The 14,767-nt window shown below is 59.8% G+C and carries 13 protein-coding genes and 1 tRNA gene; 5 read left to right on the top strand and 9 right to left on the bottom strand.

Going from position 1 to position 14,767, the window contains the following annotated elements; all coding sequences use genetic code 11:
* Positions 1-155: 155 nt before the first annotated feature.
* Positions 156-590, bottom strand: a complete 435-nt coding sequence (locus ACMDCR_RS07820; protein ID WP_413991988.1) for a CHRD domain-containing protein — start codon at positions 588-590, stop codon at positions 156-158.
* 29 nt (positions 591-619) lie between these two features.
* Positions 620-1,279 (bottom strand): hypothetical protein, encoded by a 660-nt coding sequence (locus ACMDCR_RS07825; protein WP_413991989.1) that lies wholly within the window; start codon positions 1,277-1,279, stop codon positions 620-622.
* Positions 1,280-1,619: 340 nt separating this feature from the next.
* Between ACMDCR_RS07825 and hemA the strand changes: the two genes are divergently transcribed.
* The 3 genes from hemA (at position 1,620) to ACMDCR_RS07840 (ending at position 5,255) form a co-directional block, all read left to right on the top strand.
* Positions 1,620-2,849, top strand: coding sequence for a 5-aminolevulinate synthase (gene hemA, locus ACMDCR_RS07830; protein ID WP_413993560.1), 1,230 nt, complete (start codon positions 1,620-1,622; stop codon positions 2,847-2,849).
* Between the two features lie 325 nt (positions 2,850-3,174).
* Positions 3,175-4,182 carry a GH25 family lysozyme gene (locus ACMDCR_RS07835; protein WP_413991990.1) on the top strand — a complete coding sequence of 336 codons (1,008 nt, stop codon included), beginning with the start codon at positions 3,175-3,177 and terminating at the stop codon, positions 4,180-4,182.
* Positions 4,183-4,403: 221 nt separating this feature from the next.
* On the top strand, positions 4,404-5,255 hold the full coding sequence (locus ACMDCR_RS07840) for an alpha/beta fold hydrolase (RefSeq protein ID WP_413991991.1): 852 nt from the start codon (positions 4,404-4,406) through the stop codon (positions 5,253-5,255).
* 218 nt (positions 5,256-5,473) lie between these two features.
* Here the strand turns inward: ACMDCR_RS07840 and murA are convergent, their stop codons facing one another.
* A complete protein-coding gene (murA, locus tag ACMDCR_RS07845) occupies positions 5,474-6,769 on the bottom strand; it encodes a UDP-N-acetylglucosamine 1-carboxyvinyltransferase (protein WP_413991992.1) in 1,296 nt (431 codons plus the stop codon).
* A gap of 436 nt (positions 6,770-7,205) precedes the next feature.
* Here murA and ACMDCR_RS07850 point away from each other — a divergent pair.
* A tRNA-Thr gene (locus tag ACMDCR_RS07850) sits at positions 7,206-7,280 on the top strand.
* A 508-nt stretch (positions 7,281-7,788) separates the two neighbouring features.
* Positions 7,789-8,169 (top strand): hypothetical protein, encoded by a 381-nt coding sequence (locus ACMDCR_RS07855; protein ID WP_413991993.1) that lies wholly within the window; start codon positions 7,789-7,791, stop codon positions 8,167-8,169.
* Positions 8,170-8,279: 110 nt separating this feature from the next.
* Here ACMDCR_RS07855 and ACMDCR_RS07860 read toward each other — a convergent pair whose 3' ends face one another.
* The 6 genes from ACMDCR_RS07860 to ACMDCR_RS07885 form a co-directional block, all read right to left on the bottom strand.
* The gene (locus ACMDCR_RS07860) at positions 8,280-8,606 is read right to left on the bottom strand and encodes an ATPase inhibitor subunit zeta (protein ID WP_413991994.1); all 327 of its coding nucleotides are present in this window, start codon (positions 8,604-8,606) and stop codon (positions 8,280-8,282) included.
* A gap of 152 nt (positions 8,607-8,758) precedes the next feature.
* The gene (locus ACMDCR_RS07865; protein ID WP_413991995.1) at positions 8,759-10,912 is read right to left on the bottom strand and encodes a mechanosensitive ion channel family protein; all 2,154 of its coding nucleotides are present in this window, start codon (positions 10,910-10,912) and stop codon (positions 8,759-8,761) included.
* An 809-nt stretch (positions 10,913-11,721) separates the two neighbouring features.
* On the bottom strand, positions 11,722-12,543 hold the full coding sequence (locus ACMDCR_RS07870) for a LuxR C-terminal-related transcriptional regulator (protein ID WP_413991996.1): 822 nt from the start codon (positions 12,541-12,543) through the stop codon (positions 11,722-11,724).
* Positions 12,544-12,706: 163 nt separating this feature from the next.
* Positions 12,707-13,207, bottom strand: coding sequence for an RES family NAD+ phosphorylase (locus ACMDCR_RS07875; protein ID WP_413991997.1), 501 nt, complete (start codon positions 13,205-13,207; stop codon positions 12,707-12,709).
* An 8-nt stretch (positions 13,208-13,215) separates the two neighbouring features.
* On the bottom strand, positions 13,216-13,566 hold the full coding sequence (locus tag ACMDCR_RS07880) for an MbcA/ParS/Xre antitoxin family protein (protein ID WP_413991998.1): 351 nt from the start codon (positions 13,564-13,566) through the stop codon (positions 13,216-13,218).
* 300 nt (positions 13,567-13,866) lie between these two features.
* Positions 13,867-14,754 (bottom strand): sugar phosphate isomerase/epimerase family protein, encoded by an 888-nt coding sequence (locus ACMDCR_RS07885; RefSeq protein ID WP_413991999.1) that lies wholly within the window; start codon positions 14,752-14,754, stop codon positions 13,867-13,869.
* Positions 14,755-14,767 lie beyond the last annotated feature (13 nt).

Below are 14,767 nucleotides of genomic sequence, written 5' to 3' on the forward strand. Positions count from 1 at the left end.
TTGGCCGCCAGCCTCGCGGATGCGGATTTCGCAGGGGGAAGACACAGGAGACGATCGCGGGCGCAGGAGGGAAAACAGCCTCTCAATAAAGAGGCATCTCCTGCGCCGCAATCGCCATCTTGAGAGGCAGCGAAAGACGATCCGCTGCGGGCTGCCTATTTCTCAGGCATCATCTGGCCGCGGATCTCACCGCCCTTGTTCTGGTCGGTGTGGACGTTGAAATAGACATTGCCGTCCGCAAAGGCCTTGGCCTGCTCGGGCGTCAGCGTCGCGGAACCCTTGAAGGGGCTCTTTTTCGCCGTCACCGGCACCATCACGCCCGCATTGGTTCCCACCGGCGCCGGGCCATGGAAATGGGCAGCAGTCTCGGGCCCGGTGAGGCCGGTATAGCTGCCGGACCAGGTCAGCTTGCGGGTGGTGGTATCGAGATCAGCCTCGATCGTACCGGTGCCCTTGGAGGTGGTTGGCGGGTTTTCGCTGGGGCCCGAAAGATCTGCCTTGTACTTGATGATCTCGGCATGGGCAGGAGCGGCCAAAAGGGCGAGCGACAGGCCGAGGGCGGGGAAGAGCGTCAGGCGGCGAAATGACATGATGTACCTCCTTTGAAGGGCAGACAATGCTAGGGCCGATTATGGTCGCTTGCGTGACTATCGTAGGACGTCACGCTCATGTGATCCAGCGCCGTCGTGTCCTGGTGTCCCGAATGACAAGCGGCGATGGCTCGCAACTGCCTTCGCAGGCGCAAGGCAAGGAAACCGAAGACCACGAGCAACCCGGCGACGCTGAAGCCATGCAGGCGGGCGAGGGATCGAAACTGTTCGTCATCGAATGTCGCAAGGCCGTTCTGATGGCTGCCATGGATGACGAGGAGGCCGACGCCGCTGCCAACGACGCTGGCGATCAGGCCGTAACCTGCTTCCTTGCCGGAAAAGAGCAATGGCGCCAGGGCGAGGCACGGCAGATAAAACAATTCTACCCAGCTGCGAGGACCCAGTGCGGCAGCTGTGACAACGGTGTTGCCGATCGCGCAAGCCATCAGCAGGAGCCGGCCCGAAAGCGGTGCGCGGCGACAGACCGCCGGCACGGCGAGGAAGAATGGCGTGGAAAACCAGGTCAACAGAGCGGGCCAGAATTTTTCTCCCGCGATCGCTGCGACGTAGAGCGGATAGAAAGGCTGGCTGCCCGCGACGATGAGCGCTACGGAGCCCGCCGCCGCGAGGTGAGGCTCGTCATTGCCGAAGTAGGCATTCATGCGGCCAAGCCAGCGAAACCGTTTCATGGCACCACCGCAGACCATCATTCGAGAAAGCGCAGGAGGGGGATTGCCGAAGGGCACGACAGTAATACGTCCGGAAGGCCCAATTGGTTCAATCGAGGAGGCCGACCGAGATCCTCCTGGACACAGCAGCCTGCTCGGGCAATGGGTTCGGACAGAGCTGGGCGCGACCAATCGCCATCCGTGTCACGCAGCCTGATGCATTATCACAAGAATGACGATATGACTTTCTCAGTTTTGAGGAGTTCCACACGGGAGATCCCGTGACGTATCCTGGTGCACAGGCAATCCGGACGAGGTCCGGCAATTGAGGCCCAGGCATCGGTAAAGTTGGGTTGATATGATGAATTACACCGCGATCTTCGAAAATGCGGTCGACTCGCTCCGGCAGGAAAAGCGCTATCGGGTGTTCGCTGATATCGAACGTATCGCCGGGCGATTCCCGCATGCCCTCTGGCATTCGCCCCAGGGCCGGCGCGAGATCGTGGTGTGGTGTTCGAACGACTATCTCGGCATGGGACAGCACCCGGCCTCGATCGAGGCGATGGTGACTGCGGCCAGGCAGCTCGGCGTCGGCGCCGGCGGTACGCGCAATATTTCCGGCAACAGCCATCAGGTGGTGATGCTCGAGTCCGAGCTTGCGGACCTCCACGGCAAGGAAGCTGCGCTCGTCTTCACCTCCGGCTATGTCTCGAACCAGACCGGCATCTCCACCATCGGCAAGCTCCTGCCGGACGCGCTGATCCTCTCCGACCAGCTCAACCACAATTCGATGATCGAGGGTGTGCGCCAGTCGGGCCGAGAGAAGGCGATCTTCCGCCACAACGATCTCGACCATCTGGAAGACCTCCTGCGTCGTGCCGGCAAGGAGAGGCCCAAGCTCATCGCCTTCGAGAGCGTCTATTCGATGGATGGCGATGTCGCCCCCATCGGCCGGATCTGCGATCTCGCCGAGCGCTACAACGCCATGACCTATCTCGATGAGGTGCATGCGGTGGGCATGTACGGTCCGCGCGGCGGTGGTATCGCCGAGCGCGACGGCGTGATGGAGCGCGTCGACGTGATCGAAGGCACGCTCGCCAAGGCCTTCGGTGCCCTGGGCGGCTATATCGCCGCCGCGGCGCCGATCGTGGATGCGGTGCGCTCGCATGCGCCCGGCTTCATCTTCACCTCGGCCTTGCCGCCGGCGGTCGCCGCAGCGGCGCAGGCCTCGGTCCGCCATCTCAAGGTCTCGCAGGCCGAGCGTGCCGCCCAACAGGCCAATGCCGCCAAGACCAAGGCGGCCCTTTCCCGCGCGGGCCTCCCGGTGGCGATCTCCGATACGCATATCGTGCCGGTGATCGTCGGCGATGCCCAGCGCTGCAAGGCGGCGAGCGACCTGCTGCTGGCCGACCATGGCATCTATATCCAGCCGATCAATTATCCGACGGTGCCGCGCGGCAGCGAGCGACTGCGCATCACGCCGACGCCTTTCCATGACGAGGCGCTGATCGCCGATCTCACAAAGGCTCTGGTGGCTGTCTGGCACAGACTGGATCTGCCCTTTCAGGTGAAGGCGCAGGCGGCGGAGTAGGGCTAGGGACCGCAGGCTTCCACCCTGCTCCTGGAAGCCGCGAGCAGATAGAAGAAAGGCGCAGACCATAGTGGCTGCGCCTTTTCCTTTTGCGGCATTCGTTCAAGGGCAGGCACGAAGCCCGCAATCCCGGGACGGCCTGCGGTTCCGGCGGGCTCGTAAGCAAATAGTCACCATGATTCTGGATTGGGGCGCTCCCGCTCGCGCAAGTCGGCCTTAACGCGCCAGGATTCAGCCATTTTTTGCGAATTTGGCCCAGATCTTGGGCTGCAGCCTCAGGCAACCGGGGCTGCGGCAGTTTTGGCGTTTGTTCGACAGAGTACCCATGCGTGTATCCGGCCTTTTTGCCCTTCTCGGCGCTTGCCTTCTCTTGGCCGGCTGCGGCGCCGTCAGCAGCTATACCTCAGGCTCCCCGCGCGTATCGACGCCGGACACCACCGCGTCCATCGCCGATACGCCGGCTCCCCTGCCGCCGGCACCGGTCGAGCAACCCTTGCCGGACTCACGGGCCTTGCCGGATGCCCAGCCCTTGCCAGCCGCGGGGCCCCGAAAGACAGTCGCCTTCGTAGCCGTGCCTCCCGTCCGCCCGGACGCCGTTCCCCTGCCGCGGGAGGCGGCCAGGCGGTCCGGTCCACGCGATCGCATCTACGGCCGCCGCTTCAGCGATGCGAAGCCGATCAATTTCGGCAGGGCCTCCCCCCGCGCCTTCGCCGTGCATGGTGTCGACGTCTCGCGCTGGCAGGGCGACATCGACTGGCAGACCCTGCGCCTCCAGGGCGCCAATTTCGCCTTCATCAAGGCCACCGACGGCGGCGATCACCTCGATCCGATGTTCAGGTACAACTGGCAGGCGGCGCACCAGGCCGGCCTGAGGCGCGGCGCCTACCACTTCTTCTACTGGTGCCGCAACGCAGCCGAGCAGGCGCGCTGGTTCATGCGCAATGTGCCCAGGGCCGAGGGCGCCCTGCCACCCGTGCTCGATGTGGAATGGAATGCCGATTCGGATTGCAAGGCGCGCCTGTCGCCCGCCCAGGTGCAGGAAAAAATGCGCGTCTTCATCAACATGGTGGAGCGCTATTACGGCCAGCGGCCCATCATCTACACCGCGCCGGGCTTCTATCACGACAATCTGGAAGGCGCCTTCCTCGACTATCCCTTCTGGCTGCGCTCGGTGAAGCAGCATCCCTCGATGGTGTTCGAAGATCGGAAGTGGATCTTCTGGCAATATTCCGGCTCCGGCCTCTCCCACGGCGTCGATGGCAAGATCGATCTCAACGTCTTCAACGGCAGCGCCGATGCCTGGTACCGCTGGATCGGCGACAATGCGGGGTGACGCTGGGAGCGCGGACGTCCTTGTCCGCTCTTGGAAACGCAGTGTGTTGAAGAAAGAGCGCCGCCGTTAAGACTGCCGCATTTTTACAGGCGCCCCGTTTCCAGGAGCGGACGAGACGCTCAGGCTCCCACGAACAGTCTACTGATTTTATAGACCTTTACCTTCGCGCACAAATGGTGGATCGTTGCTTCCGACCGTATCGGAAACCGATGAAGCCTGCCATGCGCGTGATCTCTGCCGCCATCTCCGCCTTTCTGCTGCTGATCGCCTCGCTCGGGACGGTTTTCGCCGCCGAGCGCTGGGAGATCTTGCCGCCGACGCCGCCTCCCGTCGCCGGCGAAAAGAGCGGCTTTGCCGAGGTCAACGGCATCAAGCTCTATTACGCCACAGTCGGCAAGGGACCTCCGGTGGTGATGCTGCATGGAGGCCTCGGCAATTCCGATTATTGGGGGCTCCAGGTCAAGGCGCTCGCCCCGCATCACCAGGTGATCCTGGTCGACAGCCGCGGCCATGGCCGGAGCACGCGCGATACCAGACCTTACGGCTATGACCTGATGGCCGACGACGTCGTGGCGCTGCTCGACCATCTCAAGATCCAGCGGGCCGATATCGTCGGTTGGAGCGATGGCGGCATATTGGGCCTCGACATCGCCATCCGCCATCCCGACCGCATCAACAAGATCTTCGCCTTCGCAGCCAACACCGTGACCTCAGGCGTGAAGGATGGCGTGGAGAAGAACCCGACTTTCGCGGCCTATATCGAGCGCGCCGGCAAGGAGTACGGGAAGCTTTCGGCCACGCCGAAGGAATATGACGCCTTCGTCGACCAGATCAGCCATATGTGGGCGACCCAGCCCAACTGGTCGGACGCCGACCTGAAGTCGATCAAGGCGCCGGTGCTGGTGGTCGATGGCGATCATGACGAGGCGATCAAGCGCGAGCACACCGAATATATCGCCGCCACCGTGCCGGGGGCGGGGCTCCTGATCCTGCCCAACGCCAGCCACTTCGCCTTCCTGCAGGACCCGGAATTCTTCAACGCCGCGGTGCTTCATTTCCTGGATGAGAAGTAGGGCTGGGAGCGCGGACGTCTTTCACGGGACCGCAGGCATCCTTGCCTGCCTCTTGAAGTGGGATACTAAAGGAAAAAGGCGCAGACCTCATGAACTGACCCCCGAAAGTTGGACATCAACCTTCGGGGGGCAGTTCATCATCGGTTGCGCCCTTTTTGTTGAACCTGATACTTCCAGGGGGCAGGCAAGGATGCCTGCGATCCCAGGGGGCTCTGGGCTTACCCCTCGCCGGAAATCCGCTCGATCTGCGCGCCGCAGGCGGCGAGCTTGCGCTCCAGGCTCTCGAAGCCGCGATCGAGGTGGTAGACACGGTTGACCGTGGTCTCGCCCTGGGCCGCCAGTCCTGCGATCACCAGCGAGACCGAGGCGCGCAGGTCCGTCGCCATCACCGGCGCGCCCTTCAGGGTGCGTACGCCCTCGACGATAGCCGTCTGGCCGTCGAGATGGATGTGGGCGCCGAGCCGCGCGAGCTCCTGCACATGCATGAAGCGGTTCTCGAAGATCGTCTCGGTGATGCGCGACTTGCCCTTGGCCTTGGTCATCAGGCCCATGAGCTGGGCCTGCAGGTCGGTGGGGAAGCCGGGGAAGGGCTCGGTGGTCACCGCAACCGGGTCGATGCCATGGCCGTTGCGGCGCACGCGGATGCCCTCATTGGTGGCGGTGATCTCGGCGCCGGCCTCGCGCAGCACGTCGAGCGCATTCTCGAACAAGCCGGGCTGGGCGCCGTCGAGCATGACGTCGCCGCCCGTCATCGCCACGCACATGGCGTAGGTGCCGGCCTCGATGCGGTCGGAGACAACGCGATGATGGGCGCCCTGCAGGCGGGATACACCGGTGATCTCGATGGTGGAGGTGCCGGCGCCCTTGATCTTGGCGCCCATCTTGATCAGGCAGTCGGCGACATCGACGATCTCGGGCTCGCGCGCCGCATTGTGTATGACGGTGGTGCCGTGGGCGAGGGTGGCGGCCATCATCGCCACATGGGTGCCGCCGACGGTGACTTTCGGAAACTCGATCTCGGCGCCCTTGAGGCCGTCCTTGGCCTGGGCCACCACATAGCCGTTCTCGATGTCGATGCTGGCGCCCAGGCGTTCCATCGCCATCAGCAGGAAGTCGACCGGCCGCGTGCCGATGGCGCAGCCGCCCGGCAGCGAGACGCGGGCCTGGCCCATGCGGGCGAGCAGCGGGCCGAGCACCCAGAAGCTGGCGCGCATGCGCGAGACGAGTTCATAGGGAGCGGTGGTGTCGACGATTGTGCGGGCATCGAGGCGCACGGTCTGGCCGGTGAGCTCGACCTCGCCCGGGCGCTTGCCGGCAATGGTGACGTCGAGGCCGTGGTTGCCCAGGATGCGGGCGAGCAGGGCGACGTCGGCGAGGCGCGGCACATTGGTCAGCGTCAACACGTCTTCGGACAGGAGGCTCGCAATCATCAGCGGCAGTGCGGCGTTCTTGGCACCGGAAATCGGGATGACGCCGTGGAGCGGCGCGCCGCCGGTAATTTTGATGCGATCCATGATCAGTCCTTCGAAATGGCTTCGGCCCGTTCGCGAGGGAGGAGTTTTGGGGGGCCGGGACTCCGAAACGAGTCACTCAAACACTAAGGCTAACCGGTTTGAGTAAACGAACCACAAAGGCCGGACAAGGGCGAAACCCCGGACGCAAGGGGGCGACCGTTATTCGGAATCCTCTTGTGACTTTTTCGCATCGCTTTTCGGCGCTTCAGCCTCTTCGACCGAGGCCGCGTCGCGCCCGCGCGCCTGCGATTTGCGCCGCCCGAGATTGGCGCGGAGCGCCTTTGCAAGGCGCTCCGCCCGCTTTTCGGCTTCGGTTTTGGGAGGCGAACTCATGTAATCAGCAACTTTATACGGCAGGCGTCTTGCACTGAAGCCTCCCTTGTGGCACTAGGGCGCCGCGCCGGGCAAGTCCCTTCGGACGAGTCCCCTGGCAAATGCTGCAGTAGCTCAGTGGTAGAGCACTCCCTTGGTAAGGGAGAGGTCGAGAGTTCAATCCTCTCTTGCAGCACCATTATTTCTTGATTTAGATCAAGAAGTTAAGATAAATCAGCACCTTATGTATGCCTCGCCTTCACACAGAAGGCTCACACAGTGGCTCTTTGCATGCCCCGACCGATCAAGCCCGCAGCATCTTCAATGCTTCGCTTTAAGTCCCGCGTTCCTGCGGACATCCGCGACAAGGTGAAGGGCAGGAAGATTGAACTCCCTCTAGGAAGCGTTAAGCAGGTCGTGACTATCGGGGAATTCGTGGATGCGAGCCTTCAGACTGGCGACCCGACAGAGGCCAAGGCCCGGCACAGCGCGGCGCTTTCATTGGTTCTTCGGTATTGGGAGGCAGTGCGCGCGGGTCCCAAGGCGCTGACCCACAGGCAGGCGACAGCGCTGGCAGGCATCGTGTACAGGGACATCATCGCAGCGGTGGAGGACGAGGGCTCACCGACCTCGCAGAGGGGGTGCGAGCGGTCAGGGACATCGCTTCGGTAACTGACCGATCCATAGAGTTTGGCACTGAGGAGTTGATGCACCACCTTGCAACCGACGGGCCGCAAGGTCTTGTACGCCTCCTCAACAAATCCCAGATGGCGTCTATCTTTCCGGAGATCGATTGGTACGACCTGCTCGAAGTCGAGTTCGGGGAGAAGGTCGATAGGGTGCTGACCCGCGAGGGCATCGTGGTAGATGTCGACAGGAGGCGGCTTGTCCTTGATTGCGTGCGGGACGCCATTGCTGACGCGGACGCAGACACACGACGAAAAGTCGATGGCGACTACTCCCCCGATCCCAAGGCGGTGCGTTTCCCTCCACCGTCTGAAGCCAAGCCCAACGCCCGCTCAAAGCTGTCCCTAGACGACCTCTTCGCCGAGTACATTAAGGAGCTTCAGGCTGGAAGTGCGTTGTAAAGATCTCAAGCTGTAAATCGACAGACGGGACGGAACCGATCGCGAAAGGCCGCCGCCGCGCGAATGAAAATCGGGCCCGGCGTAGCCTAGGTGGACGTTTACGAGACCTTTCAGCGCGACGTGAGATTGCGGGCGATAAGCACCGCTGCCGTGCCTTGGACGCCTCCGTCGCGAATCGACAATTGCGATCCTGCCTTGATCGTAAGTTCGGTCATAACCTCAAGTATTTGTTTGTCCGTCTCGATGACGCCCGCGGCGTCGAAATCCTGGCGAATCTTCGTGAACACGTCGCTTCTTTCTGGGTCGAGGGCGTCCTTTGCCAGCGCGTTCGCGTAGACGTCGGTCTCTCCATTGGTTAGGCCCAATCTTTTGGCTGCCCATCTGCCCAGCAGCATGTTGCGGAGCATCATCTTCGTGGCTTCATCGAAGTCAGTCATTTGCAGCTCTCCGACTGCCCGGCTTCCGGCTCCTTTGCCAGAATGCGCTGCGGTGAGACGCATCTCGAAAGGAAGCGAAGAGCGAAAATACTCCCTCTGTCGATCGAAGCAAGGGACGCGGAACTGAAGTGCCTTAGGCCCTGCGCGCCCAGCTATGGACTTGTTTGGGTGACCTCGGCGCTTGATAGTTGCGCTCTGCGATGGGCTTCAAGCGCAGCGGCTGGCACAGCCAAGCTGCCGCTGCCCGCTGATTGAACGGCCACCGTAGTGTTGGCGAACTCGATGCCGGCCGCTGAAAAGGCATTAAACATCCTCTTCAACGCCTCGCGCTGCACAAAGGTCGGCTTGCTGGGACGCACAGTAAATTTGAACCTGACGACGAGCGCATTGTCGATGATGTCAGCCACCCCCTGCATCTTAAGCGGCATCATTATCTCATCCTTCAATTCGGCATCGTCCATCATCTCGAGTCCGATTTTCTTGACCGTTTTCCGGAGCTTCTCGAGATCAGTGTCGCGGACGAAACGAAGATTGAACTTCACCGTAGTCCAATCACGGCTGAAATTGGTAATCTGACCAAGCTGACCGAAAGGGATGGTGTGAATTTGTCCGTTTTGGTGGCGCAGGCGGATGCACCTGAGGGTGAACCCCTCCACCGTTCCTTTCGCCTTGCCGCAGTCGATGTATTCCCCAACCCGGAAGGCGTCATCGATCAAATAAAATATGCCCGACATGATATCGCGCACCAGTGTCTGGCTTCCGAACGAAATTGCCAACCCCACGATGGAAGCGCCTGCGACGAGAGGTGTGATGTTCACCCCAAGTTGCGACAGAAGGATCAGGACAGCCACAGCGCCAATGATGATGATCATGGCAACGCGGAACAGAGGCATGATTGTTGCCAGGCGGGTTGCCGCTGTTGCGGATTCATCGTTGTCGGAAGGTGTGAGACCGGCGCGACTGCGCGCATCTCCTCCCGTCGCGACTTTGACCACTTCAAGCGCCACGACCGCGAAGAACACGACGAATGCGGCTTTGAGCAGCGACCGACTGAGCGCGGGCCAATGCTCAGGCGACACCATGCCCGAGATGTCGACCAGCCAAACGCGACACAGAAGGATCAGCGCAGCAAATATCATCGTGATGCGAGCGATACGACTTATGAATTGCGCTAGCCGCGCTGGTCGCAGGTCAGCTTCCGACGTGGATGCCATCCTTCGAACAACGTAAGAAATGAGGGTCTCGCCAAACAACAGCACCAGCAGCGCAAGGATGCTTGAGATGGTTCCTCGAGCGACTTCGGGCCTGCCCGACAGCGCTCCATAGACGCGGGTTGCAGTGAAGATCGCGATGAGACATGTGCTCACGACAAGCCAAAGTCGGACAGCATGGTGCGTCGGCTCGTCGGCTCGTCCGGACGATGCAAGGCCCGCAAGCCACGCTCCAAACGAAGATCGCAACCCTATGGAAATCGCCAGATAGAGCATCGGAACAAATATGCTGTTCACCAGAAGCGCGGCTTGGATCATATCGGGCACGTCCAGGATCGCGACCCAGAATCTGCTCGCCATGACCAGCGCGACTGCTAGGATAATCGCTCGGTGAAGGCGCCTAGCGTCTTCGTTGCCGATCGGTGCCAGCCTTGCCCTGCCGTCGTTGGGACTGAACCAAATATCCGAGACACAAACTGCGGCACCTACGCCGACAATCCAGGTCATGACCCGCTCCGCGAATACAGTCTGAAAATCGGCTGAAGAGAAAAGAACGCCGATCCACGCGTGGCCGGTGAACCAAACCAAACCCAGGACCAGAATCTCGGCGATCGCGAACAGCAGGACATAGCCGAGAGTCAGGGTCGGCGAATGCGCCTCAATCCTATTGCGGAGACCTTTCACTGTCCTACGAAGAACGAGGCCAACGGCAGCGGTCAGCGCACTCACCAATGCGAGCAGCCCAAGAAATTCCCAGTTGGAGCGAGCACCCACCTCGCTACGATCGAGGCGATGCAGCGCTTGCACCGTTTGGATTGGTAGATCCGGCACCGCGCGCAGAACTTCGGGCAATTCCTTAGTAAGTTCGGCAGCTCGCTGCGCGACCAAATCATCGGAGCCCAATGGAACCCTGGCGTCTTTCGGATCTCGTGGCACGAGTCCTCGCTGGGCCAAGGATCGCACTGCGGCGTCGCTAACCTCCGATACGATTTCTTCGAATTGTTGTTTGGTCATGCCAGGCGGCGGTTCAGCAGCCCTGCCGGTTAGTGACAACGCGAGCAGCAGAAACAATGAAAGGCAAGCCCGAATGATCATGTGCGAACTCAAATCGGTATACCGGCAAGCCCACAAAACTAGCCGAATTGCCGCAGACTGGCGAGGAGCGTCCGTTTCAGAGGCATTCGAATGTGTTTCAGCGCTAAAGTATGACCCCGAGGCGATGCGAGCCTAATGCGCTGAACGTGCTATAGAATCTGGCCTGAGTATGGGGTCACCTTTGGCGCCGATCGTGACCCCTCCCTTGCTCGGGAAATCCGTTATGCCTCAGAGACTTCTGATAATTTTCCACGGGGTCGAACTTCGGTGCTGATTCTCATTCGAAATCTGCCCAAAGCTCACGATCAACAAAACAAGGACCTAATTTATCACCCATCAGAGCCGACATTCTCCTCTAACAACGAGCGTGGGCAACTCTCACACAAACCGTGCCACCGTCCTGCGAAGATATCAGTCCGAGGGCATCGGTAAGAAAGATAAGAAACAAAAGAAAGGCCCGACCCAGGGAAGCTGGGCCGAGCAAAGTATTTTCGGGCTTATGTGGCTAATAATAGCGACCTCCCAACTCTCATCGCTAGGCGAGCTAGGTCAAGATAAACCCGCCTTGTCGCCGGGAACGGCCAGACTGTCCCGACGATAACATTGGTAGGCATTCACTACAGCAGGGTTATAAAATCTCAGCTCGATCAAATCGTACAGATTCACATTGAGAAACCGAGATGCACCGCAAGTCGGCGCAATGTAAATATTCGCAAAAGGCTGATGGCAGACGGCTATGTATTCGAAAACCTCACCGTTATCCGAGGGCGGCCTACATCCCTCCCAACCAGCCGAAGAATATAATTAACTCACGCCGCGCACAGAAGAGCATTGCTTTTGCAGACGAGCTCGGTCCGATTATTTGCTTTAATTTTTCTCATCATATTGCGAACATGAATTTTTACCGTTGCCTCGCTCATACTCATTTTATAAGCAATTATTTTATTGGGATCACCAATGCGAAGGTAATTAAGCACTTCAAACTGTCGTTGGGTAAACATTCCAGCACCGGGGGCGTCAGGCGTGGCCGCAACGTTAGGGGTAGGCGCCGAGCGCATGGACATCAGGCTCGTCACGGGTACGAAAGTTCCCCCGACATTGACCAATTTGATAGCTCCAATAAAGACCTCAAGGTCCAAGTTCATTGGGGCGAAACCTCGCGCACCCTTTTCCAGTGCACTTATCATCAGATCCGGGCGGTCGAAATCCGAAACGATAATAACGCGTACGTTATTGGCAGCTTGGAGAGCTGCTTGCAGGTCTTGCTGCACGACCGTCTCGGTTGCTTTTTGACCAGTAGCACACAGCAATACGATCTTCGGGGTGTCCGAGCCAGTGTTGTCCGACCATTCATCAATGGTGTTGTAGGAGCGGATATCGAATTCCACTCCTATTTCTTTCAGGCATCGGCTTAGACAAGTACGGAAGAAGTTGTTGGTAGATACGACAGCAATTCTCGCCGTCGAAGCAGCAACGCTCAATGACGGGACCTGGGTCTTAGCGCTGTGAAGAAGGTAATCATTCTCGGAAGACAGAGGCGCGGCTAGTTCTCTTGTTGAGCTGGCAATGGAGGCGGCTGGTACAAAAGCGTTCATGGTTGGCCCGCAAGGTTTGTCGCTGCTGATGATCAATAAATATCCTTGTTTGCGGAATTCGTCGTTAGCTCATAATCCTAAGACGTAACAAGGCGTATAAATCTCTGGTCTCCGCACGCTGCGCAATAGTTCCATGTTGGTAGATTGGAGGGATGGGTGCTCAGCCGTTTACATCGCCTGTCCCTGACGGCTGACGCTCTCAAGACCACGCCAAGCGGTCCTCGTCATCGATGAGGATGAGGCGGCACGGCGCCGCGTCGCTCCACTTCCAAAGGACGAGGTCGAGGTCGTCATCGGTTGCACCGGGAGCAAAACTTCTGACGAGCAATCCATGGCAGCCCGCCGCTATGAGCCGTCGGGCGAAGGCTTGTGTCCCTCCTTCCCCTGTCGCCTTCATCTGGTCTCGCCAGCTCGGATCGGCGAGCGCTGCAGCATCCATCCCCTCCGCGCGCAGGGCGGCATCATCCCGGCTGTCGAACACGCGCTCGATATCGGCATCATAGGACACGAGCGTTGTCGGTTGCAGGTTACCGACCTGGTTGGCCTCCCGCAGCGCGGTTAAAATAGAGAGGCTGGTATAGAGTGCAGGCGTCCCCTTGCGATTGAAGCGGCCGCCATAAAGCTCCGCTCCACGGCCAGACAACGGCCCGCGCGCATAAACGGGGTTCAGCGCCCGATAAAGGGTTCCCTTGAAACGCATCAAGCCGATCAGGCGTGAACGCCCGCGTCGACCGCGTCGATATAGTCGAGCACATCATCGGCGCGACCGTCGCGGACCAGTTGCATTGCCGTCTGCCCCGAAAAGCCGGGCAGGGGCTCGGAGCGATACCAGGCATAGGCCATCAGCGCTGTTCCAAAGCGAGGCTCGACCTTGTTGATGATCTCGGTCATTTCGCGCAGCCGGCGCTGCGTCTTATCGGATCGGATGCGGTCCTTGCGCTGGATCGCATCCTTGCCGAGCCCGGTCGTGCGAGCGATCTCTTCGCTTGTCGTGCGGAAGGCATCTGCGATTTTGCGCGGCGAGAAAAGGCCGTCATCAGCATATTGGGCAAGGCCCATGGTCTTAACTCCTTTTCCAGCGCCAACTATTATGACGCTATATAGCGTCAATACTCCTGTGTTTCAATGGATGAGTGGTGGAGAATGGGAAGCACCGTCATGACACGCAACTCCCCTGGCACAACGCCGAGGAAAAAGTGACATGTCCAATGAGGAGAGGTGTCTAAGAGGGTCTACACGCTTGATTCGCATAACGGGCGGTATGGAACTCTGTAGTCACAGGTTCAAATCCTGCCTACGCAACTACTTACGTCAGTCGGCGGAAACTCGCATTGGCGGGGTAGGTCAGCATCAAGCGCCTCATGTGGCCAGATTTCGTTTAATCAACTGCACGCATCGACGAGTCTCTTCCACGCAGTCCAGGTACGGATCAATGTCGGGAACCCATCCCTCATACTCTATGGTGATGACATGAGGACGGTGGCTGCTTCGGATCGCCGACATCATCTCGGCGATTGGAAAATGCGGTTCCTCGCCTGCCTGGTCTAAACGAAGGAGCTTGGCATGGACGAGACGAGCCAACGGCAGGCACTCCTTGAACAGTTTAAGTTCCGCGGGAGCCGGTGCAATCGTTTCCTGTCTTTCGACGTGCGAAAGAGGGAGGTCTTCGGTTGCAACCCGCCATGCTTCGAAATCCGGCACGACGGTGAGTTCCGCCTGGCCGATTTCCCTGACCAGCCGCGTAACCGCCTGCGGCGTGCAAACAGTTCCCTGCGAGCGGGCTGACTCTAGCCCGACCGTCAGTTTGTAAGATCTTGCCAGGCAAACAAGCTCTTCGACGATGTGCCGGAACTTCTCCACGCCACGCTCGGTCATATATTTAGGTAGGGAATCCGCCGGTGTCATGACAACGACCTCGGCGCCAAGGTCCGAAGCGATCTCGAAGCATTTGTCGATCTGGTCCATGAGGTCGGTTAGTGATGACGTTTCGACCGCGCCAAGCATATCGATGTAAAACCATGTCGACGCCACCCGCAGACCGGCCTCTAAAATCCTGCTGCGGAGATTACGCCGGCCGGGAGCGCTGCCGTATTGCGGCAGACGAGAATAGTCTTCGTTGATCTCGATGGGGTCTATACCGAGACTTCCAAAGACGGGAAGAAGATCCTCAAGAGACCGCCCCTCGACGCGGCAAGATCGATTTGCTCCAAGCCCGCGTGATTGGTGCGGGATAGGCTCCTTCTTCATCAAAATTGCGTCA

This window comes from Labrys okinawensis (genome assembly GCF_047345005.1).
Taxonomy (GTDB): Bacteria; Pseudomonadota; Alphaproteobacteria; order Rhizobiales; family Labraceae; genus Labrys; species Labrys okinawensis.

Bases quoted from the DNA above. Each gene is read 5' to 3' on its own strand.
- ACMDCR_RS07820 (WP_413991988.1), bottom strand. From the start codon at position 590: ATGTCATTTCGCCGCCTGACGCTCTTCCCCGCCCTCGGCCTGTCGCTC.
- ACMDCR_RS07825 (WP_413991989.1), bottom strand. From the start codon at position 1,279: ATGAAACGGTTTCGCTGGCTTGGCCGCATGAATGCCTACTTCGGCAAT.
- hemA (WP_413993560.1), top strand. From the start codon at position 1,620: ATGAATTACACCGCGATCTTCGAAAATGCGGTCGACTCGCTCCGGCAG.
- ACMDCR_RS07835 (WP_413991990.1), top strand. From the start codon at position 3,175: ATGCGTGTATCCGGCCTTTTTGCCCTTCTCGGCGCTTGCCTTCTCTTG.
- ACMDCR_RS07840 (WP_413991991.1), top strand. From the start codon at position 4,404: ATGCGCGTGATCTCTGCCGCCATCTCCGCCTTTCTGCTGCTGATCGCC.
- murA (WP_413991992.1), bottom strand. From the start codon at position 6,769: ATGGATCGCATCAAAATTACCGGCGGCGCGCCGCTCCACGGCGTCATC.
- ACMDCR_RS07855 (WP_413991993.1), top strand. From the start codon at position 7,789: ATGCACCACCTTGCAACCGACGGGCCGCAAGGTCTTGTACGCCTCCTC.
- ACMDCR_RS07860 (WP_413991994.1), bottom strand. From the start codon at position 8,606: ATGACTGACTTCGATGAAGCCACGAAGATGATGCTCCGCAACATGCTG.
- ACMDCR_RS07865 (WP_413991995.1), bottom strand. From the start codon at position 10,912: ATGATCATTCGGGCTTGCCTTTCATTGTTTCTGCTGCTCGCGTTGTCA.
- ACMDCR_RS07875 (WP_413991997.1), bottom strand. From the start codon at position 13,207: ATGCGTTTCAAGGGAACCCTTTATCGGGCGCTGAACCCCGTTTATGCG.
- ACMDCR_RS07880 (WP_413991998.1), bottom strand. From the start codon at position 13,566: ATGGGCCTTGCCCAATATGCTGATGACGGCCTTTTCTCGCCGCGCAAA.
- ACMDCR_RS07885 (WP_413991999.1), bottom strand. From the start codon at position 14,754: ATGAAGAAGGAGCCTATCCCGCACCAATCACGCGGGCTTGGAGCAAAT.